Raw genomic sequence first — 25,405 nt, forward strand, 5'->3', positions numbered from 1 at the left:
TCTTTTAGCTTTTTGACAGTGTTTTCAGAAACTCGCGGACTTCCACAAAATCTCTTAAATAATATCTGGCAGCAGAAATGTTACTTCCTACCTTAATTGTATAATCCTCTGGCTTCAGTGCCTTAAAGATATCCTCATCTGTATGGTCATCACCCAAGGCAATCACAAAATCAGGATGGCTGCCATATAACCAGGCCAAAGCAGCTTTCCCCTTGTTAACTTCAATATTTTTAAACTCAATCACTTTATTGCCAGGCATCATTTGCAGGCCCTTATCGGCAACTGTTGCCCCCAGGTGATTGATGATCTCATTCGCTCTGAGCTCTCCCAGGCCCTCTTCAACTTTACGGTAATGCCAAACCAGTGAATAACTCTTTTCTTCAATGAAAGAACCGGGGGTACGGTCTGTATAAGTATCCAGTACTGCGCTTATTTCCTGTTTCCAGCGGTTAGTCAGCAAAGGTAAAGATTTCCATTCTTGCTGATAATGTTTCTGCCACGCGCCATGTTCAGCAATCAACCCGATTTTTAAATGCCCAAACCATGATTCCAATGTTTCATGCCTGCGTCCACTCACAATGACGACCTGATTTGCAGGGTCAGCAGCTAATTGTTCCAGTATATCATATAATTCTTTATCGGGCGAAGCTTTATCAATATCTCCGTTAAAACCAACCAGCGTACCATCATAATCCAGGAAAATATAACGGTCTGCAGCTTTTGCATAGGCCACTCCTATCTGTTCTCTTATCGCTTTTACCGCATGTTTAGTTAACAATGATTCTTGCATTTGTTTAACTTCATCTAACTTATCCATAAAATTCTTTACCCAAAGGTGTATATCAAATTTCTTTACAATGCCTCTCATCACTGACATTCTTCTTTTTTGCTCTTCAACAGGCATATTGATTGCCTCAACGATAGCACGCATCACATCCCCTATATTATTCGGGTTTACAATCAGCGCATCATTCAGTTCTTTTGAGGCACCAGCCATTTCACTCAAAATAAGCACACCGGTATTGCCTGCTCTGCTGGCCACATATTCTTTACTGACCAGGTTCATGCCGTCACGCATTGGCGTAACCAAACATATATCCGCAGTATAATAAAGCGCAGATAAAAATTCCACAGGGAAAGAACGGTAAAAATAATGTACCGGCAACCAGTTTAAAGTTCTGAAATGTGCATTGATATTACCTACGAGCTGATCAATCTGATCTTTTAATTCCCGGTATTGCGCAACAGTATCTCTGGATGGGACAACGATCATATACAATGATAACTGTTCTATATATTCAGGATGAGTTTCCAGCAGCAGTTCATAAGCCTGTAAACGTTGCAATATGCCTTTGCTATAATCAAGCCTGTCAATGGTTAAAATGATCTTACACTCCTGCATCGTCTCTTTAAGAGAAACAACATGTTCGGCCACAACCGGATCATGCGTCAGGCTTTCAAATTTATTTGCATCAATTCCCATAGGGAAGGCTTCTACTACGACCTGCCTGTCTTTATAGGTGATTACATTATTGGATACTTTTGCCGTGGATAAACGTGAAGCTGCACTCAGAAAATGTCTGACGTCATCAAAAGTGTGGAAACCAAGCAAGTCGGCTCCAAACATTCCGCCAATCAGCTCTTCCCGCCATGGAATAAGACGGAACATCTCATATGAAGGAAAAGGAATATGCTGGAAGAAACCAATGGTCACATGAGGTTGTGCGTCTCTTATCAATTGAGGAAGTAATAAAAGCTGGTAATCGTGTACCCAGACAGTATCGCCTTCGTTCAGTTGTGCAGTGACTACTGCTTTAAACTTATCATTTACACTTTGATAAAAATCCCAGTATGTTTGTTCAAAATGGGCATAGGTAACCATATAGTGAAATACCGGCCACAAAACTTCGTTGGAAAATCCTTCATAATAAAGATTGATTTCATCGGGAGTTAAAAATACAGGGATCAGATTGAGTTCAGCAAGCTTTTCAGTTACTTCTTGCTGCCGGTCTTCCGGGACCTCAATTCCAGGCCATCCTACCCAGATATTATCTCCTTTTTTATAAACCGATCCTAAACCGGTAGCTAAACCTCCTTCACTTGGACTCAGGAGATATTCCCCATTTTCTTCTACTATTTTTACGGGTAATCTATTCGAAACTATAATTGTTTTATTCACCATGTTATAGCCTGAATAACAGGTTTTCTTACATATTGTTTTATTTTTTATGTATTAAAGAAATTACATAAGTTAACTTTTCAACAGCTAATCTGTTGACAACTATCTGATTGTTAGCAAATAAACAACAAATAATTAATGTATCTTTAACATAATCACCTTAATTTTAGGAAACCTGAATACGGGTTGTTCTTTAACACCAATAACGTATGACCTGGAAAAAATTCAACGGCGAAGTGATCCACTTGCCAATTTTAGAAGAAGTAGAAAAAGCTATCATCAGAGAAACCGAAAAAGGCTATCATCTTAAAGTATGCGTGGGTACAGATTCGCAGGTTAAAGGTGCTTACACTGATTTTGCTACTGTGATTGTTCTGTTGAGAGAACAACATGGAGGTTTCATGTACATCCATCAGGAAAAAACCACGCAGCAAATGAGTATTAAAGAAAGAATGCTTATTGAAGTACAAAAATCCATAGAAACTGCTTATGCAGTCTGTGATCTTCTGGACTTGTATGACGTGGATCTTGAAGTACATGCAGATATTAATACCAATCCTATGTTCAAGTCTAACAAAGCATTAAACGAGGCCATGGGATATATCCTAAGCATGGGGTTTATTTTCAAAGCGAAACCAGAGGCTTTTGCCAGCTCAACCTGTGCAGATAAGATGGTTCATTAGCCAAACAGGCCTACCAGCTTTTAGTAGAAATCAGAGCCCCGGTTTTATGAAGCGGTTTGGCTTGTTGCGTTGCAGACAGGTACTCTTTGAACTCGGCAGCAAGGGCGGCCGATTGTCTGCCCGCGTCACTCACATAAGCAGACCACTCTCCCGCATTTAATTTGCCCGGGCTTTTTTCCAGTGGGACACCTTTAGTTGTCGAAGGAACAAAATTACCATAACGATCCCTTTGATAAGGAACAAACAAAAAGTCAGTCAGCCAGAACCTATACCGCTCCCCCTTAATTTCAAATCTGAAATTATATAATATTTCTCCGCTGGGATGCGACAATACAAACGCCGTTTTGTTGATCACGAATTTACCACGCTGTTCTAAAGCTGTACTATCAATCTTGGATGGATCCATCTTTTTCAGCTTAAAGAATGCTTTTGCCCTGAAGGCCAGAGAATCAGCAGATACCGGAAGCTGAGTCACCACTTCATAATGGATATACTTCCCGATTTCATCTTTTTGTAACTCTTTGATTTCCTTAATATCCTGAGCTACTGCGCCTGAAACGATCAGCAGCAAGAATAAAAATAGAAAGGCACCAGGCCATAAGGCCTGATACATTTCATGGTTATAGTTGAATTTAAAATGCATATACCGCTGCTAATGAAAATTGTGAAGCATTTTTTGTAGGATCAAGATTATTCTTGATAAACCTCGCTGTAGAACCATTATCAAACCTGACCTCAGGGATAAATGTTAACCCTCCGGCTTTTAAATTCGCAGTTAAAGTGATGGATTTAACATTTGACCCTTCAAGGTCAGGAACATCTTTCGTTTTGAAATACTCTCCTCTCAGTCCTAAAGAAAAATTAGCAGTAAAAGCATTTTGCAAATAAAGCGCAGCTCCACTATATCCTCCATTGTTATTCGTTACAGAATAATCAGCAGCATTTAAACCAATTTTCACTTTTTCTGTGACCTGATAAGATGTAGTCAGGTCATAAATAGACCCTGTTCCTGTAGCGCCCGATGCCCTTCCAGTTAGTAAATTCAGGTAAGCTGTCCATCCATCAACAGGGACAACAGTCAGCTGGGCTCCGAAATGCGTCACTCCATTCACGTCTTTATAAGCATTCCAGTCATTAAACAACCCGACCATTAAAGCAATTTTTGGAGTGAAGGTATAATTCGCTCTGATCCCCGCATTCTGAAAAGGGCCGTTTGTAAAAAGATATGAAGTAGAATAATTAAAATTACCAGTAGGAACGATAACTTCATATCCAATAAATGTGCTCATATAACCAGCAGTAAGCGCAAGTTTATTAGTCACTGCATAGGACATGTACAAATTCTGTATATGAAAAGAATTGTCAGCATTCCCGGTTTCTCCTTCCCCATTGGGAATTGATCCATATTGTCCGCGCGGGCCAAATGATAGTTCCCCTACAAATGATGCTTTTCCTGTGGTTTTCTTTAAAGCCAGGTCAAGCATTCCGATAGAGACTGAATTCTGATCATTCGCAAAGCTCGTCCCAATATTCGGTTTTTTAGAGAAATCATACTTGTAATAAACATCTGCCGATCCCGAGATCTGCAACGGCGATGAGGTGGGCGTTTCCTGAGCGTATGTGGCAGCGCTCATGGTAAGTGCAGAAAGCGTGAAAAAAGATTTAATCTTCATAATGGTTAGTTAGGTTGGTTGAGGTTGCAAAGGTTGGTTATAAAGGTCAGGCCAATGGAGAGTTCTCCATTTCAAGCCCGGTTGAAGAGACAATCAAAGTACCCTGAGAATATTTCTCATTATGCTGACTTGCATCCAATCCTTCTTCTTCTTCTTCGGAGGTCACACGGATCGGCTGAATTACATTAATTAATTTAAAGATCAGGAAGGATACCACAAAGCTGAAGGTTGCTACAATCAATACACCTTTCAACTGCGTTAAAAAGAAAGCTGCATTTCCATAAAACAAGCCATCAGCACCTGCAGCATTTACCGTTTTAGTTGCAAATACCCCCGTTAACAACATCCCCACAATACCACCTACACCATGACAAGGAAATACATCCAATGTATCATCAAGGCTGGTTTTAGATTTCCACATTACTGCCAGGTTAGAAATAATAGCTGCAGCAACACCTATAAAGATACTATGCGGAATAGCCACGAATCCTGCGCCAGGAGTAATCGCTACCAGACCTACTACTGCTCCAATACAAAAACCAAGTACTGATGGTTTTTTCCCCATTAATACATCGAAAAACATCCATGAAAGACCTGCTGCTCCTGCTGCTATGTTTGTAGTTGCAAAAGCAGATACAGCCAGACTATTTGCCCCTAACGCAGAACCCGCATTAAATCCAAACCAGCCGAACCATAGTAGCCCTGTGCCAATTAATACGTAAGGAATATTTGCAGGTGGAATTTCCTGATGATCCTGGTGAACTTTTCTTCTCTTTAATACAAGTGCACCCGCAAGTGCGGCCATTCCTGCAGAAATATGAACAACTGTACCACCAGCAAAATCCAGTACCCCCATTTTAAACAGGATACCATCAGGATGCCATGTCCAGTGTGCCAGCGGTGAATAAACAAAGATGGCGAACAAGACTATAAATAAGATATAGGAGGTGAAGCGTATACGTTCAGCAACAGCTCCTACTACCAACCCGGGAGTAATAATAGCAAACATCAGCTGAAACAAAGCAAATAAGGTAAGTGGAATCGTTGGTGCAAGGCTCCATGCCGGACCAGAGTTAACCCCCTGGAAAAACAGAAAAGTCAATGGATTTCCTATCAGGCCATGGATACTTTCTCCAAATGCAAGACTAAAACCTACTGTTACCCATAGCACACTAATGATACCGGCAGAGACTATACTTTTAATCATAGTGGAAAGCACATTCTTTCTGTGGACCATTCCTCCATAAAAAAAAGCCAGACCTGGAGTCATTAGAAAAACTAATGCTGTTGCCACTAAAATCCATGCAATATCAGCGGCATTATATTTACCAGCATCAAAATCGGCATGTAACGGAACAAAAAGCGCTGCAATTGCGACAATCGCAAGAACAATGAACGGAATTACCTGTTTAAATAGAACTTTATTCATATATATTATATTTTTATTGGTTTATTAGTTGATTTATTACATAATTAACATAAAAATACTAATAAACTTCAATAATTAATAACATTAACTACAATAAACCACAAAAAATAACTAACATTCAGCCGAAAAACCAATAAAATAATTAAAAACCAATCAATAAAAATCAATTATTAGAATTTTAAACTAAAAAAATCACTCATAATTCAAAAAAATTCAAAAAACACACTAAAAATATATGAAAATTGTTTTTATTTCATTTGTTGATAAAAAACAGAAACAAGACACCAGTTTAAACTGTTAATTCTAGTATTGCTACCTTTGCAATATAAATTATGAAAGCATTTCACCTTAAATTCTCTCAATTCCTGCCAATTAGTCTGCCTGAAGCATGGGATTTCTTCTCTTCCCCGATGAATCTGGCTAAAATAACTCCTAAAGAGATGGCTTTTACAGTTACTTCTCCTATTCAAGCAGATGAAAAGATGTATCCTGGGATGATTATTACCTATAAGGTATCTCCAGTTGCTGGAATCAAATTAAACTGGATGACAGAAATCACCCAGGTATCAGATCAGAAATATTTTATTGACGAACAGCGATTTGGTCCTTACAAATTCTGGCACCATCAGCATCATTTCAAAGCTGTACCTGGAGGCGTAGAAATGACAGACTTGCTCACTTATGGATTACCCATGGGAATTTTCGGAAATATAGCCAATAGTATATTCGTAGCCCGCAAATTACAGCAGATCTTTAATTTCAGAAGGCAAAAGACAATTGAATTGTTCGGTGATTATACCGCAGCAGCGACCTCAGGTACTGGCACATAGGCAGAACCTTGTACTATCCCTCTTTTTTCGATTTCCCTGTCAATATAAGTTTGAATTGATGATTTATTTAAACCCCAGTTTGGAGCAATCAATAAATCCCAGTCAGAAATACCAAACAACCGCTGAATAACGACGTCTGGTCTTAATAAAGGAATCAATTTACACAGCAAATCTGTATATTCTTCGAGCGTAAATAATTTGAAAGGCTCTTTCTTATACTTGGCGCCCATAATAGACCCTTCGACAATATGAAGGTGGTGAAACTTTACAAACTTAATTTTCGGGAACTTATTAATCTCATGAATATATTCCAGCATCATATCTTCAGTTTCCCAGGGAAAGCCAAAAATCGTATGCACACAAAGATCAAGCTTACTATTATCCAGTAATTTAACAGCCGCTACAAACTCCGCATGGCTGCATCCCCTGTTAATCTGGTTTAATGTATCATCATAAATGGACTCCATACCCATTTCCAGATCCACATCAAAACGATCAGCATAACTTTCAAGCAAAGCTACTTTTTCCGCATCAATACAATCCGGACGTGTTCCTACAGAAAATCCGACAACATCTTCACTATTAATAGACAAAGCCTCATCATACATCATTTTCAGATAATGCACTGGTGCATAAGTATTCGTATTCGGCTGAAAATAAACAATGAACTTATCTGCCTTATAAAACCCTTTACCACGCTCCATTCCCTGTTCCAGCTGTTCCCTGATAGTAGGTAACTTTCTGGAAAGCTCCGGCGTAAAAGAATCTACATTACAATAGGTACAACCTCCATATCCTTTACTACCATCACGGTTAGGGCAAGTGAACCCACCATCAACAATCACTTTGAACACACGCTGTCCTTTATACTTTTCCTTAAGGTGAGTACCGTAATTATTATAACCTTTTATGCCTGAATCTAATGGAGTTCCCAAATTGCTTTTGTATTATTATTTTTTGCAAAAATACACCTTTTAATTTAAAGTTCAAGCCATAGTAAAGCAACATCTGGTGCTACCCCTTTCACACTCCAAACACAAAGCGCAATTATTTAATAAGCGCAGGCAGATTTTCACCGCTGTTATTCTTAGTAAACTCAGAATAACTCTTCTTAATATAGATGATCATCTCATAATCCGACATCTCCATAGCCTCTGTACGCGATGGTCTGTATTTATCGATGAAGCGCTGAAGAGGCTCCCCCTTTAAAGAAGTAACACGGCTTATCTTTGACTTAGAAAAAACCTTATCCACATAATTATTGTCCTCCCCCACCAACAATCTCTTTTGCAACCTCGACATTGGGGCCTTATTCTTCCCAAACAAATTAATAACCTGCAATACATCAACACCAGCAATTGCAGCAGTGCTCATCGTGTTTCTATTATTCTCCGTAAACCTCGGCGACCTTACATATGCAGACTTTGAAATAAAAATATCCTTTACCCCCGGGCTCTTATAAGCAAACACCGATAAAAACTCCTGTCTGTACCTCAGCGAATCAAACTCATACTTATTCTTCGCCTCAATCTGCACCTCCTGTAAAATAAAAGGAACAGCCTCCAGCAAAACAACCACAGCCCCTTTATTAGCCTTCAACGTAAAGTAAGAAGTCACATAATTGGCCCGGCTCACCTTTACCACCTCACCCGCATTAATATCAGACAACCCAAACTCACCCTTCGGATTCGTAAAAACAATCCCATAGCTCGTCGTCACCGTTGCATTCTCAACCGGTGCCCGGGTATCCTTATCGATAACAGTACCCAGTATCCGCTGTGCAAAAAGCTGACAGGAAAAAGAAAAAACTAACGCTAGAGTAAATATAAATTTCATGCCCGCTGATTTAAGAAACCGTGAATAATTTGATCTTATAAATTTAAACAACTTCTAAATATTATCCCACACAAAACAGCACTTAACACCAAAAAACTTAGTACAAGATGACATTAAAACCTCATTTATACTAATCACAAGCATTAATCCAATAAACTACCTCATCAAGCAATCCAACTTATTTATTCAAGCTAGCAATCCAAGAATAATTTTAATAAGTAATCCAATTTGGCTATTCCAAAATAATCCTAATAGATAGTGAATTGGACATTAGAAAAACAACTATAATCAGCTAATAATAAGTATTTTGAAATAAAATTTATGAAGGAATTTGGTTTTGCCGATTACAAATAAGATGCCAGAGGACTTTAACCCATCTATTGAATATGAAATCCTATTGCATGTTGAACAATGGATTGAGTCAACTGGAGCCTTACTTGTCAAAATTGGAAACCCAATAAAATAGACATCAATTTAAAACAACATATCACAACGGGGCTTTGATACCTAGCGGTTCGGGGCTTTTTTGTGTTAGAATATACCTTAAATAAAATGGGATCTAAGGTTAACTTAGATCCCATTTAACGAATTAATTATTTGGGCTTTTTATTATTTGATAATCAACAGTTGGAGGCCTTCTTACAACTAAGTCCACTTTGTTCGTTTTGTATTTATTGCCAGGTAATACCTCAGTAATATAAATTAAGTATACTTTACTAAGATGATTACCTTCCTTACTTATTATATCCGAAAAATCTTTCCAAGTCATAAAATTATAATCAGGTATAACGTCTTTAATATTTAGAGAGCTATCTTTTTTATAATACGTAAATGACACGATAGAATCATATGGCGATATGCATTTGCAGTAAAATGCATAATATGGGATTTCTCCTTCTTTTCCAATTTCAACTATTCTATTTTTCTCGTCAACATTTACCGTATCAGCTAAAAAGTGTATCTCTTTTTTAGTTTGTTGAGCCATAACTACCATACTTATCATCATGATAAATATAGTAATCGACATTTTTTTAAAAAAATTTATCATAATACCTTATTTACAACCTTTAGGTAATTTATCCGAATCAGGTGAATTTACCTGTTTTAAATTAAAAGCATTTAAATTTTCTACAGAAAATCCATATTTTAAAAGTAGCCTATTATATGCAAGATGCTCTTATGCCTCTTGAAGTTGCGCTGAAAGCTTTCAATTTATAGGGGAATGACTCGGCCGAAACAAGGCCGGGCTGTTTGTAAATAAATTCAAAATAGCTAAATAATAAAGCTATACCGGCCGGGTACTGCCTGAGTACTGGTCGGGTACTCGTTAGGGTAAGAGCAGTGCTAAAGTAACGCGAGAGCATGGCAAGTCTAAGTCAAAACAACTAGTTGAAATGACTTAGACTTGCCATAGTTAAAGCCCGTTCTCAACCTGGTGTCATCCCGACGACCATTCAGGCACAACCAAACCATAACTAGTTGAAGATTAATGAAATTATAATTTTCCATTGGACTAACCCATGGACAACTGCGGACAATTACAGACAGCTGCGGACAATTGCGCACATTTTTTACGCATCAGGATAATCTTTAACGCGAATAGCTTATATTGGTAGAAAGGCATTTATTTATTATGGGAAGTTTAACGGGTAAATTTTCAAAGGGAATCCTGGACGATTTCATTTTTAAAGCAGCAGTTTGGCGTACAGCAATATTTTTTCCAACAAGCAATCCAACTTATTCTTCCAACCAGTAATCCTAATAAGCTATCCAACCTATCTATCCAACCAGCAATTCTAATAAGCAATCCAACCAGCAATCCAAATAAGCAATCCAACCAGCAATCCTAATAAAAATCTGTGAGCCCGTAACCATTTTATCTCTTTTCGCCTCCAAGCGTCTCCTATAACATGGTGAAAAATAAAAAAACCAGTTATACTATGTTCGGACATTGCATTCGGGCCCACTTCCGGGCCACAAAATGCTTGACGAACATAGTATAACTGGTTTTTATTATTTCCCTTTACTTATCCCTTCGGCTTAGAAAAGAAATAAACCGGTATACCTGCGAGCATGATCAACACCCCCCACCCACACGTACTAAACTTCGTAATCAACAGCGCCACACAAATTGCCGCAGCCACCACCATATACAAAGCCGGCAACACCGGATAACCGAACGCCCTATACGGACGTACCAAATCAGGCCGCTTCCTTCTTAAAATAAAAATCCCATAAATAGTCAGAATATAAAAAATCATGACAATGATCACCACATAATCCAGCAAATCACCATACTTACCCGTCAAACAAAGAAAAGAAGCCCAAATACACTGGAACCACAAGGCCCATCCCGGTACACTAGACTTGTTCAACAAAGCCGCCTTCTTAAAAAACAACCCATCCTTCGCCATCGTATAATAAACCCTTGCCCCAGCCATGATCAACCCATTATTACAAGCAAAAGTTGAAATCATGATCATTACAGCAATAGTAACCGTACCCACATCACCAAAAATATATTGTGCCGCCGCAACAGCCACACGATCAGACTTCGCAAAAGCAATCTCATTTAAAGGCATCACAGAGATATACATCAAATTCGCTGAAATATAAATCACACTCACAATGAAAGTCCCAAAAAACAAACTCAGCCCCACATTACGCTCAGGCTTTTTAATCTCACCAGCAATAAACGTTACCCCAACCCACGCATCACTCGAAAAAAGAGAACCCACCATCGCCGCAGCAATTCCAGAGAGCAAAGCAGTACCACCAATAGACACCCACGAACCATTTTGTGCATCAAAAGCTCTCGTATTCCATGCATCAGCCCAATTCGCATTCCACACCTGCGTATTTGCCGCAATTAAAAAACCACCAGCAATTAAACCAAGTAAAGAAAAAATCTTAATAATGGTCAGGAAAGTCTGGAGTATCTTACTATCCCTCACCCCCCTGCTATTGATATAAGTCAGCAACACAATGGTCACAATCGAAACCAGCTGAGCCGCATTCAGATGAAAAGACCCTAAACTATATAAAATATTAGTATCACTCAAAGGCTCATACAAATAAGCAGCGAACTTAGAAAAAGCCACCCCCACCGCAGCAATTGTTCCTGTCTGGATGACTGCAAAAAAGCTCCACCCATACAAAAACGCGATCAGCTTATTATACGCCTCTTTCAAATAAACATACTGACCACCCGCTTTTGGGAACATCGCACTCAGCTCCCCATAACTTACCGCAGCAACTACAGTTACCAATCCTGTTAACACCCAGATCAGGATGAGCCAGCCTGCGGAGCCCACTTGCCTGGCAATATCAGCACTTACAATAAATATCCCCGATCCGATCATGGAACCTACAACAAGCATAGTTCCGTCTAAAAGACCAAGCTCTCTCTTAAAAGAGCTATCCTCAATTTCTTTATTCATTAGTTGGTTTGGTTGGTTGATTTAATCCCTAAGGATGCGCTAATATATTTAAATTCTTAAAATAAAAACATCAGGTCACAACTATAGCTGTAATTCTTTCAACCACAGCCAATTAATTTGGGAATGTCAGAAACTCTCTTTAATTTGTATAACGACCAAACATCCCATCTACCCAGGAAACCAAATCTAAACAACATATGAATTTTTTACAACAGAACTTAATTTACTTCATCCCACTATTTGGCCTCGTTGGGATACTAGTTATGGCCTTCCAAAGTGCCTGGGTGACCCGGCAGGAAGCAGGAGACAAAAACATGTCTGAACTCGCAGGTTATATAGCAGATGGCGCTATGGCTTTTTTGAAAGCAGAATGGAAAGTACTCAGTTATTTTGTGATCATAGCAGGAATCTTACTTGCCTGGTCTGGCACACTAACCGGAAGTGCCGCAAACCCCATCCACTCCAGTCCCATTATCGCTGTCGCCTTTCTTATTGGTGCAGTATTTTCAGCCTTAGCAGGCTATTTAGGAATGCGTATTGCTACAAAGGCCAATGTCAGAACCACACAAGCAGCCAGAACAAGCTTAGCGCAGGCACTAAAAGTTTCCTTCAGAGGAGGAACAGTGATGGGATTTGGTGTTGCAGGCCTGGCCATTCTCGGTCTGGGTACCCTGTTCATTATCCTTTACCACACCTTCGTACACCCTGGCTCTCCGGAATCTTCAGCAGAATTGAAAAAGACTATTGAAGTACTTGCAGGTTTCTCACTAGGTGCAGAAAGTATTGCCCTTTTTGCCAGAGTTGGCGGAGGGATTTATACCAAAGCAGCAGATGTTGGCGCTGACCTTGTAGGAAAAGTAGAAGCAGGGATCCCAGAAGACGATGTACGTAACCCTGCTACTATTGCAGATAACGTAGGTGATAATGTTGGCGACGTAGCCGGTATGGGCGCAGATTTATTCGGCTCTTACGTTGCAACAATTCTGGCGACCATGGTATTAGGGCAAGAAATTGTTTCGGAGGATTTGTTCGGAGGTATGGCCCCCGTACTCTTACCTATGCTGATTGCAGGACTAGGATTAATTTTCTCAATCGTAGCCTCCCTGTTTGTTAAAATCAATAAAGAAACCGATAGCGTACAAAGCGCATTGAATATAGGAAACTGGTTATCTATCATCCTAACCGCAATCGCCTCTTACTTCGCCGTTCGCTGGCTGCTACCTCCGGTTATGTCTATCCGCGGATTTGAATTTACTCAGCTATCCGTTTACTATGCCATACTCATCGGTTTGGCAGTAGGTACACTTATGAGCCTGATCACAGAATACTATACCGCGATGGGCAACCGTCCGGTAAACTCAATTATTCAGCAATCCTCTACAGGACATGCAACCAACATTATTGGCGGACTTTCAGTAGGTATGGAATCCACAGTATTACCCATTCTGGTACTGGCGGCAGGAATATATGCCTCTTATTACTTTGCAGGCTTTTATGGTGTGGCTATTGCCGCAGCCGGAATGATGGCTACCACAGCTATGCAACTGGCTATCGATGCTTTTGGACCAATTGCCGATAACGCAGGTGGAATAGCAGAAATGAGCGGATTACCGAAAGAAGTCAGGGAACGTACAGACATGCTTGATGCCGTAGGAAATACCACCGCAGCTACAGGAAAAGGCTTTGCAATTGCCTCAGCAGCACTAACCTCTCTTGCCTTGTTTGCTGCATTCGCAGGAATTTCAGGTATTACCTCTATTGATATCTATAAAGCAAATGTACTGGCAGGCCTGTTCGTAGGTGGTATGATCCCTTTCATCTTCTCTTCTCTTTGTATTGCGGCAGTAGGCCGGGCAGCAATGGCCATGGTACAAGAAGTAAGGAGACAGTTTAAAGAAATCCCGGGGATTATGGAATATAAAGCCAAACCGGAATATGAAAAATGCGTTGCCATTTCTACAGAAGCCTCTATTCGTGAAATGATGCTTCCCGGGGCGATCGCCTTAATCGTACCTATTATTGTAGGTTTCACCTTTGGCCCCGAAGTACTCGGAGGTCTGCTTGCAGGGGTAACAGTTTCTGGCGTTTTGATGGGAATCTTCCAATCCAATGCCGGTGGTGCATGGGATAATGCGAAGAAATCATTTGAAAAAGGAGTTATGATTGAAGGCAAAATGGAATATAAAGGATCAGACCCGCATAAAGCATCCGTAACTGGAGATACTGTAGGAGATCCATTCAAAGACACTTCAGGCCCATCAATGAACATCCTGATCAAACTGATGTCTATCGTTTCGCTGATCATTGCACCACATATCGCTGTAGGAATCAGTAACCCTGGTACCACAGAGATCAGAAAAGAAATACAGATCAGTAAATCGACTGACTCCAAAGGAAAAATCAAGATTGATACCGTTAAAAATGTAACCGATACCCTGATCCATCCTTAACCAATCCATATATTGTTCTGAATAAAAGGGATTTCCAAAACAAATCCCTTTTATTTTTAAATATATTTTAATTAGGTTTGGCCTTGAACTAACCGATAAAAAAACAAACAACCAAACTCACTATGTTATTTAAAAAATCTATCCCACAACTATTGGCTGAAGCGAATGAGAGTGGCGAGGGCACTTTAAAGCGTACCCTAACCAGTTTCAACCTGGTAGCTCTAGGCGTTGGTGCTATTATTGGTGCAGGATTATTCTCTCTTACAGGTATCGCATCGGCAGATAATGCCGGGCCTGCAGTAATATTATCCTTCATTATAGCCGCAATTGGTTGTGGATTTGCAGGTCTTTGTTATGCAGAATTTGCCTCTATGATTCCTGTTGCCGGCAGTGCTTATACTTACTCTTATGCTACAATGGGAGAATTTATGGCCTGGATCATTGGCTGGGATTTAGTTCTTGAATACGCCTTAGGCTCAGCTACAGTTGCCTCTAGCTGGTCTCAATACTTCTCACAGTTCCTGCTGGAATTCGGCATCCATTTCCCCACGAACCTATTACACGGCCCATGGGAAGGTGGAATCGTCAATCTGCCAGCAATTATAATTGTTTGTTTATTATCCTTACTGCTGATGAGAGGTACCAAAGACTCTTCATCTGTCAATAACGTATTGGTTATTGTGAAAGTAGTAGTGGTATTGATCTTTATTATTTTAGGATGGAGCTTTATCAACCCAACCAATCACCACCCGTTCATCCCGGTTAACCCAGGTGAAGAAGCTGTTAAAGCAGGGACTAAAGGTTTCTTTGAATTCTTTGCCAGTGATGACTTCGGACACTTCGGTATCAGTGGTATCCTGCGTGGTGCAGGTGTTGTTTTCTTTGCCTTTATCGGTTTTGATGCCGTAAGTACAGCAGCACAGGAAGCTAAAAACCCACAAAAAGGGATGCCGATCGGTATTATCGGTTCATTGGTTGTATGTACCTTATTATATGTATTGTTCTCCTACGTGATGACAGGACTGGAAAACTATACCAAATTTGCTGGTGATGCCAAACCAGTTGCTACAGCCTTCGCGCAAACAGGATATACTTTCTTAAACCGCTTTTTAATGATAGCCATTCTTGCTGGTTATACCTCAGTAATCCTGGTACTGCTCTTAGGACAAAGCCGTGTATTCTACAGTATGAGTAAAGACGGATTATTGCCTAAAGTATTCTCAGAATTACATCCCAAAAATCAGACTCCATGGAAAACCAATCTGGCATTCATGGTCTTCGTTAGTATTTTTGCAGGTTTTGTACCCGTATCAGACTTAGGTCACATGGTGAGTATTGGTACCTTATTTGCCTTCTCACTGGTTTGTATCGGTGTATTGATTTTAAGAAAAACAGATCCTGGACTGGACAGACCTTTCCGTACTCCATGGGTTCCGTTCGTACCTGTTATGGGTATTATTGTTTGTGTACTGATGATGGCTTCCCTGCCTATTGTAAGCTGGGAACGTTTAGCAATCTGGATGGCCTTAGGTGTTATCATTTACATGGCCTATAGTAAAAAACACAGCAAGATCAGAAATGAGTACAAAGGATAAGCATTTATCCAGGTGACAGCCACAAGGTTAATCCTTGATTGCTCCATATATTATATTGAATAAAAGGGATTTTCAACGAGAATCCCTTTTATTTTTAAATATATTTTAATTAGGTTTGAAATTGAATTAACCCTATCCTAAAAACAAAAAACTTAAAACTATCCATTAACTTATGTTATTTAAAAAATCTATCCCACAATTATTAGCTGAGGCAAATGAGAGTGGCGAGGGTACGCTAAAACGTTCTTTAACCAGTTTCAACTTAGTTGCCTTAGGCGTTGGTGCTATCATTGGTGCAGGATTATTCTCTCTTACAGGTATCGCAGCAGCAGACAATGCTGGTCCGGCAGTAATATTATCCTTTATCATTGCAGCAGTTGGTTGTGGTTTCGCAGGTCTTTGTTATGCAGAATTTGCCTCTATGATTCCTGTTGCCGGTAGTGCTTATACTTACTCTTATGCCACAATGGGAGAATTTATGGCCTGGATCATTGGCTGGGATTTAGTCCTTGAATATGCATTAAGTGCGGCTACCGTTGCTTCCAGCTGGTCCCAATACTTCTCACAGTTCCTGTTAGAATTCGGTATACATTTTCCTCAAAACCTGTTACACGGCCCATGGGAAGGTGGAATAATTAATGTGCCAGCAATTGTTATTGTTTGCTTATTATCCCTGTTATTAATGAGAGGCACTAAAGACTCTTCCTCTGTCAATAACGTATTGGTTATTGTGAAAGTAGCAGTAGTATTGATCTTTATTATTTTAGGATGGAGCTTTATCAATCCTGCCAACCACCACCCATTTATCCCGGTTAACCCAGGAGAAGACGCTGTGAAAGCAGGCACAAGAGGATTCATGGAATTCTTTTCGAGTGATGACTTCGGGCACTTTGGTATTAGCGGTGTATTACGTGGAGCAGGTGTTGTGTTTTTTGCCTTTATCGGTTTTGATGCCGTAAGTACAGCAGCACAGGAAGCTAAAAACCCACAAAAAGGAATGCCAATTGGTATTATCGGTTCCCTGATTGTTTGTACCTTATTATATGTATTGTTCTCTTACGTGATGACAGGACTGGAAAACTACACCAAATTTGCTGGTGATGCCAAACCAGTTGCCACTGCCTTTGCACAAACAGGCTATACCTTCTTAAACCGCTTTTTAATGATTGCCATTCTTGCTGGTTATACCTCAGTAATCCTGGTGATGTTATTAGGACAAAGCCGTGTGTTCTACAGCATGAGTAAAGATGGATTATTACCTAAAATATTCTCAGACCTTCACCCTAAAAACCAGACTCCATGGAAAACCAACCTTGTGTTTATGGTTTTCGTAAGTATCTTCACTGGCTTTGTGCCCGTATCAGACTTAGGCCACATGGTAAGTATCGGTACCTTATTTGCCTTCTCACTGGTTTGTATTGGTGTATTGATCCTGAGAAAAACAAATCCTGAACTTGAAAGACCATTCCGTACCCCATGGGTTCCTTTGGTTCCTATCTTAGGTATCGTAGTTTGTGTACTGATGATGGCTTCCCTGCCTATCGTAAGCTGGGAACGTTTAGCAATCTGGATGGCCCTGGGTGTAGTTATCTATTACGCTTACAGCAAGAAACATAGCAAAATCAGAAAAGAATATAATGACAGCTTATTGAAATAAGCAAGTTATAAAAATGAATAAAATAAAAAAGCCGCTTATAAGTGGCTTTTTTATTTTATTCATTTTACATTTACACAAAAAACACCATGAAATTCAATCTAAGTCAAATACTCTCAACCTCAATGGTTTTGTTTGCGATCATTGATATCTTAGGTGCTATTCCTGTAGTAATCCAGCTCCGCAGTAAAGCTGGTCATATCGAGTCAGAAAAAGCGACAATTGTGGCGACTTCGCTCATGATTATTTTTCTTTTCGCAGGAGAAACCCTCTTGAAGATTATCGGGCTGGATGTACAATCTTTTGCCATTGCCGGTTCCCTGGTTATCTTTTGTATCGCCATGGAAATGGTCTTAGGACTTACCCTATTTCATGAAGACGCTCCCGAAACGGTTTCTATCGTTCCTTTAGCCTTTCCGCTGATTGCAGGTGCAGGAACCATGACAACCTTGCTCTCCCTTAAAACCGAATACGATACCCAAAATATCATTGTCGGTATCCTGATCAATATGACATTCGTTTACTTTGTACTAAAGAACACCGAACGTCTGGAAAAGCTATTTGGAAAATCAGGGTTAAATGTATTGAGAAAGGCATTTGGTGTCATCTTACTCGCTATTGCAATTAAGCTATTCAGAAGTAACACAGGCTTATAAAATCCCTATACGAAAAAAGGGTTTGAATGAAAATTTCAGACAAACCCTTCTTCTATCAATTGAATTCCTTAATCCTTTTTAATCAGCCTTGCGATGAACATCGTATCGGCCTTATCATTGTAACCTGTAATGCTCTGCATACTTTCCAATGTCAACGGTAAATTAGCAAGCAGATACTCAATCACCTCTTCATTCTCTTTCTTAAATACCGAACAGGTGATATAAAGCAACGGTTTACCTGTTTTCAGATATTTCACAACCCGTTCCGCAATACTCTTCTGAAGTTTGGAGAAGTAATCTATTTTATGTGCATCAAAATGAACCAGCATTTCTGGTGTACGCCCCCAGGTTCCTGATCCCGTACAAGGCGCATCCAGTATAATCCCGTCAAACACATAGTCATGCAAATCCTGCGCATTGTTCTGTAACAGATCCAGCACCTTTTTATGATACTTCTTAATGCCGGCAGCTTCAAAACGCTCATCCAGGTTATGCAGGCTATTTTCCCTCACATCACTCACCAGCAATTCTATTTTAGGCTGCATATCATGTAGCAGGAGAGACTTTCCGCCAGAAGCAGCACAACAATCCCACCAGTAATCATAAGGCTGCGGAGCAAAGAATTCGCCGGTTTTCTGAGAAGACAAATCCTGAACCTGGTAATACTGATCCTCAGGCAACAACTTCTCCAATTTCGTTCCATTCGGCAAAGCCAATGTTTGCGCACTGATCTCCTTCACCGCAACTTCTGCAGCTACCAGTAAATCGAATACCTTTTTATGGTGCACTGCCTTAATCCTCAGAAACAGATCCGGCTGAATGAAAAACGATTGTAAAAAATCTGTAGTATCTATTCCTTCAGACAATTCAGCTGTAAAAGAAAAAACATCCGTTAACTTAAATTCCGGAAAAGTATCTTCAACCAGTTTTAACTTCGCTTGTACAGGCAACAACAATTGTTCTTTAAACTGAGGCAGATAATGATTGATCATCAGACTCTCTGTCTGATTACACAGGAAATCTGCAATCGCAAGACGCAATAACTGTTTTTCTTTTTTAAGCGCCTGTCCTAAGCGGAAATAGCTATACAGATAGCGGGTTACCCAGCGTCTGTCTGACGAGCCCATTTGCTTGTGCTGTTTAAAATAAGTAAACAGGAACCTGTGCAAAGGTAAAACTCCATCATATTGCTTGAAGACATCCTCAAAGGAACGTATCTGATATTCTAATTTCATTAGGTAATTTATTGTTTCAGCGGTAGATTAAACCTTATTCAATTGGATTTAACGCAAAGTTTTTGTATTCCAGCAAGAACAAACCCGTATTGATATAACCCAGTTTATCGTCTTTGATAAAGCGGAAAGAGTTTTCTAATCCATCATAGTGCTCCTGGGTAAGATGCTTCAGATAACTGGCACCATGCTCAGCGAACAGCTTCCCGAAAAAGAACCCGATATCAAATCCTTTAAAAGAATACTCAGCCGGCTCAAACTTGTTAAGCTGACGGTATTTTCTGACAAAATTAATGACATCCCGGTTTTTATAATCCACAAAATAAGACGTCGTAATTCTGGTATGCAGTAATTGCAGTTTTTCAGTATTATAATTTTGCTTGCTCCAGTTTGGATGGCCAAATAACTCAACATTGCTGCCCGCAGTCTTCATTTTCGCCAGCTTATCTATACTGCCTACTACAAAAGCCCTGTCTGCCGAAGAAATCAGCACCGCATATTGCTTACCAGGAACCATTTTCGTTTCCATGGTAAATACAGAAGCATACTCCTGAAAAACATAACGTGAACCTCTGCCCTTTTGGAAATAATCACGCAATGGATCGCCCAGTACTTCATCTCCGGATTTCTTTGGATTGATCAGCACTACGATTGTTTTTCCCGGATCATACTCTCTTCTGATATAATCTCCGACTTTACCTGCATGCAGCTCAATATTATTCACAATAGAGATCAGGTTTGGATTATTGAACTCATTGGGATGTGTAGCAGCTAAAGGCGAAACTACAGGGATATTATTCGCGATAGAATAATTGGTCATAAACTTAACCCCATCAGGAAATACAGGGCCGATTATTAAGTTCGTCCCTGCCATCTGGCCAGACTTCAGTAAAGAAGTAATGTGCGCATTATTATCACGCGTATCCAGCACCTTAACTTTAAAGTTCATCCCGGCTGCCGCAGCAGAGTCGATCCCCATTTTAAAGCCCTGATAAAAATCAATAGCCATCGCAGACTTTTCCAGTTCAGCTTTATTACCAGATTTAATTCTGGCGATGTTCAGGTTAAGCGGGATCAGTAAAGAGATATTGGCCTCAGTGAATTTCTTCTCTGAGGCTACCTCCTTTTTGCCTTCTTTATTTCCGATTTCTTTTTTAGGTGACTTATTTGTTCTGGTCTTTGGCGAACAGGCCGCCAGACAGCAACAAATAAATAGCAGACACCAGAATCTATTCCCACTCAATCGTTGCAGGTGGTTTTGAACTAATATCATATACGACCCTATTAATACCTTTTACTTTATTGATGATTTCATTAGAAATTTTCGCAAGAACCGGGTAAGGTAAATGACACCAATCGGCAGTCATCCCATCCACAGATTCCACAGCACGAAGACAGATTACGTTTTCGTAAGTCCGCTCATCGCCCATTACACCTACCGATTGAACCGGAAGGAATATTGCTCCTGCCTGCCAAACCTGGTCGTATAAACCTGCCTCTTTAAGATTATTAATATAGATAGCGTCAGCTTCCTGAAGGATAGCTACTTTTTCTTCGGTCACATCACCCAGAATACGAATCGCTAAACCTGGGCCCGGGAAAGGGTGACGGCCTAAAATAAACGCTTCCAAACCTAATGACTTACCCACTCTTCTTACTTCATCTTTAAATAAAGTATTCAAAGGTTCCACGACTTTAAGTTTCATGAAATCAGGTAAACCACCAACGTTATGGTGAGATTTAATAGTTGCTGAAGGACCTTTTACAGAAATTGACTCAATTACATCAGGATAAATTGTTCCTTGTGCAAGCCATTTTACATCCTGCACCTCATGCGCTGCATCATCAAATACTTCGATGAATACACGGCCTATAGCTTTACGTTTCAGCTCAGGATCTTTAATACCAGCAAGCTGACTTAAAAAACGGTCCTTTGCATCAATACCTTTAATATTTAAACCTAAATGTTTGTATTGTTCCAGAACCGCAGCATATTCATCTTTACGTAATAAGCCGTTGTCTACAAAAATACAGTGCAGGTTAGTTCCGATAGCTTTATGCAGAAGAATTGCTGCAACACTTGAATCCACACCACCAGAAAGGCCTAAAACTACTTTATCGTCACCTAATTTCTCTTGCAAAGCAGCAATCGTAGTTTCAACAAAAGCATCTGCAGTCCAGTTCTGGCTGCAACCACAAATATCTACCAGGAAGTTTTCCAATAATTGTTTTCCATCCGTGCTGTGTGTTACTTCAGGGTGGAACTGAATCGCATAAGTATCCGAGTTTTTCACATGGAAACCGGCAACATTTACACTATCAGTACTTGCTATGATCTCAAAATTTTCAGGAACGACAGTAATGGTATCACCATGTGACATCCAAACCTGAGAATTCAAGTCTATGTTTTTTAATAATTTACTAGCTGATTGAACAAAGTTCAGATTCGCTCTTCCATATTCACGTGTGGAAGAAGGCTGAACCTGACCGCCTGAATGCTGTGCAAGATATTGTGCACCATAACAAACCGCCAGCACCGGAAATTTCTGATGAAAACGTGTTAAATCTATTTGAGGTGCATCTTCCTGACGCACAGAATACGGGCTACCTGAAAAGATAATACCTTTAACATCTGATAAGGTTTCCGGAATATTATTAAATGGATGTATTTCGCAATAAACATTTAGCTCACGCACCCTGCGGGCTATCAATTGTGTGAATTGAGATCCAAAATCGATAATGATGATTTTTTCTAGCATGGCCAAAGTTAGTATTTATTCACTTCAACACCGAATCTTTTTAAGAAATCCACACCCTCATCACTAGACAGCCCTTTATAAGCTGCATAAGAATCTTTAAAATAAACAACTTTTATCCCTGACGAAAGGATTAATCGTGCACAAGCGATACAAGGAGAAAGCGTCGTATATAAGGTTGCCCCTTCAATCCTTGACCCGTTTCTGGAAGCATATAAAATTGCATTTTCTTCTGCATGTAAGGCGAGTAAACAACTCCCTCTGGAATCTTTTTCGCAGCCTGTATCAGGCCATTCCTCATCACAATTATGCGTACCCGATGGCGGGCCATTATACCCGATAGAAATGATGCGGGTATCTTTTGTCAATACAGCACCTACCTGTGCCCTTACACAATGAGATCTGGCGGCAAGATCTACCGCCAGATTCATATAAATATCATTAAAACCAGGTTTAACTGTCATAAAATTAGTGGCCTCCTTCTGCTTCGATATGTTCCACATCAATTCCTTGTCTCTTCAATACCGAACTCACTTTCCATGCAAAGAATATCAGGTAAACAAACCCAAACAACGGGATAATATAAGAATCGTGGATACCATGCGTATCCGCTAATTGTCCCTGCACCGGTGGTAAAATAGCACCACCTAAAATCATCATAATCAGGAATGATGAACCCTGGCTTGTATATTTACCTAATCCTGTAATTGATAAAGCAAAGATTGATGGCCACATAATTGAACAGCACAAACCACCACTGATAAACGCAAGTGTTGCCACCTCGCCAGTAGTCATTAAACCAACCAGCATACAAATTACGCCTAAAGTGGCAAAAATAGCCAGTGTTTTAGCTGGTTTCTCCTGACCAAGGAAAAATCCGACAATCAATACCGCTACACACAAGCCATAGATATATAAGTTACCTACATCTGTACCTGTAAAGTGATTCACTAAAAGAATCACGCCAAAGGCAACAAAAGGTACGATAACAGTTAAGATGTTCTTGGTAACCTTTGATAAATCAAAAGCACTTACAGCACCTGTCCAGCGGCCAATCATCATACTTCCCCAATATAAAGCGATATAAGGTTTGATCGCAGACTCAGGGAAACCACCAAACTCTTTCAGGTGAAGTAAAGCACCTAAATTACTTTGAATTGTCACCTCAACCCCTACATAAGTAAAGATTGCGATCATTCCCATAATCAGCTGAGGATATTGCATTGCACCCCATTGATTTCCATTCTCTTTCTTTTTAAGCAGTACAAAGATTAATGCTCCGATAATAATAGCCAGTGAAGAGTAAACGAAGTTTGCTTCAGGCAGGTTTGTTAAACTAGCTAATGGTTTAGCGGCAAGTACCATCAGAAATCCAAGGATAATTACTAAAAGCGGTCCATTTGATTTTGGACTGGCTTCCATCGTTTCTTTACTGGTTACTTCTGGTAATTTAGTCATGGCATAAAAACCAGCAACCAATAAAAATAACCCTGAAAGGGCATAATATAAAGTAGTAATTGAAGAAATCTCTACTGTTTTAGCTACAGCGTCACTTGCAGAACCAAACAGTACCAAACTTACAATAACAGGCCCCATTAAACCGCCAAAGTTATTTACTCCACCAGCAAGGTTCAACCGGTGTGTACCGCTTTCTGGTGCACCCAGGGCCACCACAAATGGTTGTGCTGCAGTTTGCTGCAGAGAGAAACCTATTGCAATAACAAAAAAGGCAATTAAAATGAAGAAGAATGATCCTGAATGTACAGCAGGAACCATTAACAGGGCGCCACCTGCAGAAACAATCAAACCAAGGATAATCCCTTTCTTGTAACCTATTTTGTTAAGGATATCAACTTTACTTGCTTGAGAAGCAAAGTATAAAATCAGTGAACCAATAAAATATCCGCCATAGAACGTAAAGTCAATCAGTTGAGATTCAAATTGTGTGAGGTTAAAATGCGACTTACAGAAAGGTATAAAAATACCATTCGATGCGGCCACGAAGCCCCAGAAAAAGAACACGGTGATGATCGAATACAACGCCGTTCCATAGTTTTGTTGTTTTTGGTTTTCCATTGATTATGCAAGTTTTTTTGGTTGTTTGAAACTATCTTGTGCTTAGGATTGTTCCAAATAATTATAGTCAGGATATTATCAATACTTAGTGTCGACAATACAAGCCATAAACATAAATAAAATATTGTGTATAGTGTATACAATAAATGAAGCAAAAAAAATAGGTGGTATTATACTTTAAAATCAGATATTAGCGCCAAATATATGTGAGTTGAATGATTGAAGCAATATTACAGGGGATTGGTGCGGGTATTTTGTTTTCGTTTTTAACGGGCCCGGTCTTCTTTTCCATGATCAAAACCAGCATCGAAAAAGGCTTTAAAGCTGGTTTTTCTTTGGCCATCGGAGTGATTCTAAGTGACATTATATTTATTAGTCTAACGATCTTCAGTTCGCAGTTTGTGGATTATAATGCCGCTTATAATCAATACATAGGCATCATCGGAGGTCTTTTCCTTTTGGGAGTAGGTCTGTATTACCTGATCAATAAGGTGACGGTCAATTACGAAACTTCTGAAATTGTGAAGGTGCGCAAACGCGGCTACATCATCAAAGGATTCCTGATGTGCCTTTTATCCCCTACTACTTTAATGTTCTGGATCATGGTCGGCGGTATTGTATCTGGCCAGCTGCATTATGAAATGGCTGAGAAGGTCGTTTTCTTCATCGTGGCTATGTGTACCCAGCTCTTCGTAGACTTCATTAAAACTTATTATGCTGCAAAACTGAGATACCGGATTAAAGAGAAAAACATCAAGATCCTGAACCGGATTGCGGGTGCAGTCATCATTATTTTCGCGATCAGGCTGTTTATTGAGGTAGCAATCAAATACTATAGTTGATATCAGGATTCTATTCTAATGTAGATTTTATTAAACAGATCGCATAAAAAAACCGGTACTGTCTTTAGTACCGG

General features: G+C 39.8%; 20 protein-coding genes. 7 read left to right on the forward strand and 13 right to left on the reverse strand.

The window, feature by feature from the left end:
• Positions 1-4: 4 nt before the first annotated feature.
• Positions 5-2,182: a bifunctional alpha,alpha-trehalose-phosphate synthase (UDP-forming)/trehalose-phosphatase gene (locus tag AY601_RS16470; protein WP_068403030.1), complete on the reverse strand. Its 2,178-nt coding sequence runs from the start codon at positions 2,180-2,182 to the stop codon at positions 5-7.
• A 206-nt stretch (positions 2,183-2,388) separates the two neighbouring features.
• On the opposite strand from AY601_RS16470, the gene AY601_RS16475 reads away from it, so the two are divergent.
• The gene (locus tag AY601_RS16475) at positions 2,389-2,862 is read left to right on the forward strand and encodes a ribonuclease H-like YkuK family protein (protein WP_068403032.1); all 474 of its coding nucleotides are present in this window, start codon (positions 2,389-2,391) and stop codon (positions 2,860-2,862) included.
• Between the two features lie 10 nt (positions 2,863-2,872).
• Here AY601_RS16475 and AY601_RS16480 read toward each other — a convergent pair whose 3' ends face one another.
• The 3 genes from AY601_RS16480 to AY601_RS16490 are packed head-to-tail and all read right to left on the reverse strand — an operon-like array spanning position 2,873 to position 5,964.
• Positions 2,873-3,505, reverse strand: coding sequence for a hypothetical protein (locus tag AY601_RS16480; RefSeq protein WP_157287974.1), 633 nt, complete (start codon positions 3,503-3,505; stop codon positions 2,873-2,875).
• Positions 3,495-4,535: a porin gene (locus AY601_RS16485; RefSeq protein WP_068403034.1), complete on the reverse strand. Its 1,041-nt coding sequence runs from the start codon at positions 4,533-4,535 to the stop codon at positions 3,495-3,497. Before AY601_RS16485 ends, AY601_RS16480 begins: the two co-directional genes overlap by 11 nt.
• Positions 4,536-4,581: 46 nt before the next feature.
• Positions 4,582-5,964, reverse strand: coding sequence for an ammonium transporter (locus AY601_RS16490; protein ID WP_068403036.1), 1,383 nt, complete (start codon positions 5,962-5,964; stop codon positions 4,582-4,584).
• Positions 5,965-6,296: 332 nt separating this feature from the next.
• Here AY601_RS16490 and AY601_RS16495 point away from each other — a divergent pair, with 332 nt between their 5' ends.
• Positions 6,297-6,794 carry an SRPBCC family protein gene (locus tag AY601_RS16495; RefSeq protein ID WP_068403038.1) on the forward strand — a complete coding sequence of 166 codons (498 nt, stop codon included), beginning with the start codon at positions 6,297-6,299 and terminating at the stop codon, positions 6,792-6,794.
• Here AY601_RS16495 and AY601_RS16500 read toward each other — a convergent pair.
• From AY601_RS16500 to AY601_RS16520, 4 genes are all read right to left on the reverse strand, one after another.
• Complete coding sequence (locus tag AY601_RS16500) at positions 6,758-7,729, reverse strand: TIGR01212 family radical SAM protein (RefSeq protein WP_068403040.1); 972 nt, start codon at positions 7,727-7,729, stop codon at positions 6,758-6,760. The two genes, AY601_RS16495 and AY601_RS16500, sit on opposite strands and share 37 nt — an antisense overlap.
• Before the next feature lie 112 nt (positions 7,730-7,841).
• Positions 7,842-8,630, reverse strand: coding sequence for a hypothetical protein (locus AY601_RS16505; RefSeq protein ID WP_068403042.1), 789 nt, complete (start codon positions 8,628-8,630; stop codon positions 7,842-7,844).
• A gap of 589 nt (positions 8,631-9,219) precedes the next feature.
• Positions 9,220-9,615 (reverse strand): hypothetical protein, encoded by a 396-nt coding sequence (locus tag AY601_RS16510; RefSeq protein WP_157287976.1) that lies wholly within the window; start codon positions 9,613-9,615, stop codon positions 9,220-9,222.
• A 1,042-nt stretch (positions 9,616-10,657) separates the two neighbouring features.
• Positions 10,658-12,070, reverse strand: a complete 1,413-nt coding sequence (locus AY601_RS16520; protein WP_068403047.1) for an APC family permease — start codon at positions 12,068-12,070, stop codon at positions 10,658-10,660.
• 197 nt (positions 12,071-12,267) lie between these two features.
• On the opposite strand from AY601_RS16520, the gene AY601_RS16525 reads away from it, so the two are divergent.
• The 4 genes from AY601_RS16525 to AY601_RS16540 all read left to right on the forward strand — a co-directional run bounded on the left by AY601_RS16525 (position 12,268) and on the right by AY601_RS16540 (position 18,425).
• Positions 12,268-14,520 carry a sodium-translocating pyrophosphatase gene (locus tag AY601_RS16525; protein WP_068403049.1) on the forward strand — a complete coding sequence of 751 codons (2,253 nt, stop codon included), beginning with the start codon at positions 12,268-12,270 and terminating at the stop codon, positions 14,518-14,520.
• A gap of 122 nt (positions 14,521-14,642) precedes the next feature.
• Positions 14,643-16,115, forward strand: a complete 1,473-nt coding sequence (locus AY601_RS16530; RefSeq protein WP_068403051.1) for an amino acid permease — start codon at positions 14,643-14,645, stop codon at positions 16,113-16,115.
• A 172-nt stretch (positions 16,116-16,287) separates the two neighbouring features.
• Positions 16,288-17,772, forward strand: coding sequence for an amino acid permease (locus AY601_RS16535; protein WP_068403053.1), 1,485 nt, complete (start codon positions 16,288-16,290; stop codon positions 17,770-17,772).
• An 86-nt stretch (positions 17,773-17,858) separates the two neighbouring features.
• Positions 17,859-18,425: a MarC family protein gene (locus AY601_RS16540; RefSeq protein WP_068403055.1), complete on the forward strand. Its 567-nt coding sequence runs from the start codon at positions 17,859-17,861 to the stop codon at positions 18,423-18,425.
• 68 nt (positions 18,426-18,493) lie between these two features.
• Here the strand turns inward: AY601_RS16540 and AY601_RS16545 are convergent, their stop codons facing one another.
• The 5 genes from AY601_RS16545 to AY601_RS16565 are packed head-to-tail and all read right to left on the reverse strand — an operon-like array spanning position 18,494 to position 24,489.
• Complete coding sequence (locus AY601_RS16545; RefSeq protein ID WP_068403057.1) at positions 18,494-19,660, reverse strand: RNA methyltransferase; 1,167 nt, start codon at positions 19,658-19,660, stop codon at positions 18,494-18,496.
• A 34-nt stretch (positions 19,661-19,694) separates the two neighbouring features.
• Positions 19,695-20,930: an ABC transporter substrate-binding protein gene (locus AY601_RS16550; protein WP_068403059.1), complete on the reverse strand. Its 1,236-nt coding sequence runs from the start codon at positions 20,928-20,930 to the stop codon at positions 19,695-19,697.
• Positions 20,887-22,416, reverse strand: coding sequence for a glutamine-hydrolyzing GMP synthase (gene guaA, locus AY601_RS16555; RefSeq protein ID WP_068403061.1), 1,530 nt, complete (start codon positions 22,414-22,416; stop codon positions 20,887-20,889). Before guaA ends, AY601_RS16550 begins: the two co-directional genes overlap by 44 nt.
• An 8-nt stretch (positions 22,417-22,424) precedes the next feature.
• Positions 22,425-22,877 (reverse strand): deoxycytidylate deaminase, encoded by a 453-nt coding sequence (locus tag AY601_RS16560; RefSeq protein WP_068407634.1) that lies wholly within the window; start codon positions 22,875-22,877, stop codon positions 22,425-22,427.
• Between the two features lie 4 nt (positions 22,878-22,881).
• Positions 22,882-24,489: an MFS transporter gene (locus AY601_RS16565; RefSeq protein ID WP_068403063.1), complete on the reverse strand. Its 1,608-nt coding sequence runs from the start codon at positions 24,487-24,489 to the stop codon at positions 22,882-22,884.
• Between the two features lie 215 nt (positions 24,490-24,704).
• Between AY601_RS16565 and AY601_RS16570 the strand changes: the two genes are divergently transcribed.
• On the forward strand, positions 24,705-25,331 hold the full coding sequence (locus tag AY601_RS16570) for a LysE family translocator (protein WP_068403065.1): 627 nt from the start codon (positions 24,705-24,707) through the stop codon (positions 25,329-25,331).
• Positions 25,332-25,405: the final 74 nt, after the last annotated feature.

Origin of the sequence: Pedobacter cryoconitis (assembly GCF_001590605.1) — a bacterium.
In the GTDB taxonomy this organism is placed as follows: Bacteria; Bacteroidota; Bacteroidia; order Sphingobacteriales; family Sphingobacteriaceae; genus Pedobacter; species Pedobacter cryoconitis_A.

Coding starts and splice junctions, on each gene's coding strand:
- AY601_RS16510 (WP_157287976.1), bottom strand. CDS start 9,615: ATGGCTCAACAAACTAAAAAAGAGATACACTTTTTAGCTGATACGGTA.
- AY601_RS16525 (WP_068403049.1), top strand. CDS start 12,268: ATGAATTTTTTACAACAGAACTTAATTTACTTCATCCCACTATTTGGC.
- guaA (WP_068403061.1), bottom strand. CDS start 22,416: ATGCTAGAAAAAATCATCATTATCGATTTTGGATCTCAATTCACACAA.
- AY601_RS16550 (WP_068403059.1), bottom strand. CDS start 20,930: ATGATATTAGTTCAAAACCACCTGCAACGATTGAGTGGGAATAGATTC.
- AY601_RS16520 (WP_068403047.1), bottom strand. CDS start 12,070: ATGAATAAAGAAATTGAGGATAGCTCTTTTAAGAGAGAGCTTGGTCTT.
- AY601_RS16545 (WP_068403057.1), bottom strand. CDS start 19,660: ATGAAATTAGAATATCAGATACGTTCCTTTGAGGATGTCTTCAAGCAA.
- AY601_RS16530 (WP_068403051.1), top strand. CDS start 14,643: ATGTTATTTAAAAAATCTATCCCACAACTATTGGCTGAAGCGAATGAG.
- AY601_RS16470 (WP_068403030.1), bottom strand. CDS start 2,182: ATGGTGAATAAAACAATTATAGTTTCGAATAGATTACCCGTAAAAATA.
- AY601_RS16560 (WP_068407634.1), bottom strand. CDS start 22,877: ATGACAGTTAAACCTGGTTTTAATGATATTTATATGAATCTGGCGGTA.
- AY601_RS16480 (WP_157287974.1), bottom strand. CDS start 3,505: ATGCATTTTAAATTCAACTATAACCATGAAATGTATCAGGCCTTATGG.
- AY601_RS16540 (WP_068403055.1), top strand. CDS start 17,859: ATGAAATTCAATCTAAGTCAAATACTCTCAACCTCAATGGTTTTGTTT.
- AY601_RS16490 (WP_068403036.1), bottom strand. CDS start 5,964: ATGAATAAAGTTCTATTTAAACAGGTAATTCCGTTCATTGTTCTTGCG.
- AY601_RS16565 (WP_068403063.1), bottom strand. CDS start 24,489: ATGGAAAACCAAAAACAACAAAACTATGGAACGGCGTTGTATTCGATC.
- AY601_RS16505 (WP_068403042.1), bottom strand. CDS start 8,630: ATGAAATTTATATTTACTCTAGCGTTAGTTTTTTCTTTTTCCTGTCAG.
- AY601_RS16485 (WP_068403034.1), bottom strand. CDS start 4,535: ATGAAGATTAAATCTTTTTTCACGCTTTCTGCACTTACCATGAGCGCT.
- AY601_RS16475 (WP_068403032.1), top strand. CDS start 2,389: ATGACCTGGAAAAAATTCAACGGCGAAGTGATCCACTTGCCAATTTTA.
- AY601_RS16570 (WP_068403065.1), top strand. CDS start 24,705: ATGATTGAAGCAATATTACAGGGGATTGGTGCGGGTATTTTGTTTTCG.
- AY601_RS16495 (WP_068403038.1), top strand. CDS start 6,297: ATGAAAGCATTTCACCTTAAATTCTCTCAATTCCTGCCAATTAGTCTG.
- AY601_RS16535 (WP_068403053.1), top strand. CDS start 16,288: ATGTTATTTAAAAAATCTATCCCACAATTATTAGCTGAGGCAAATGAG.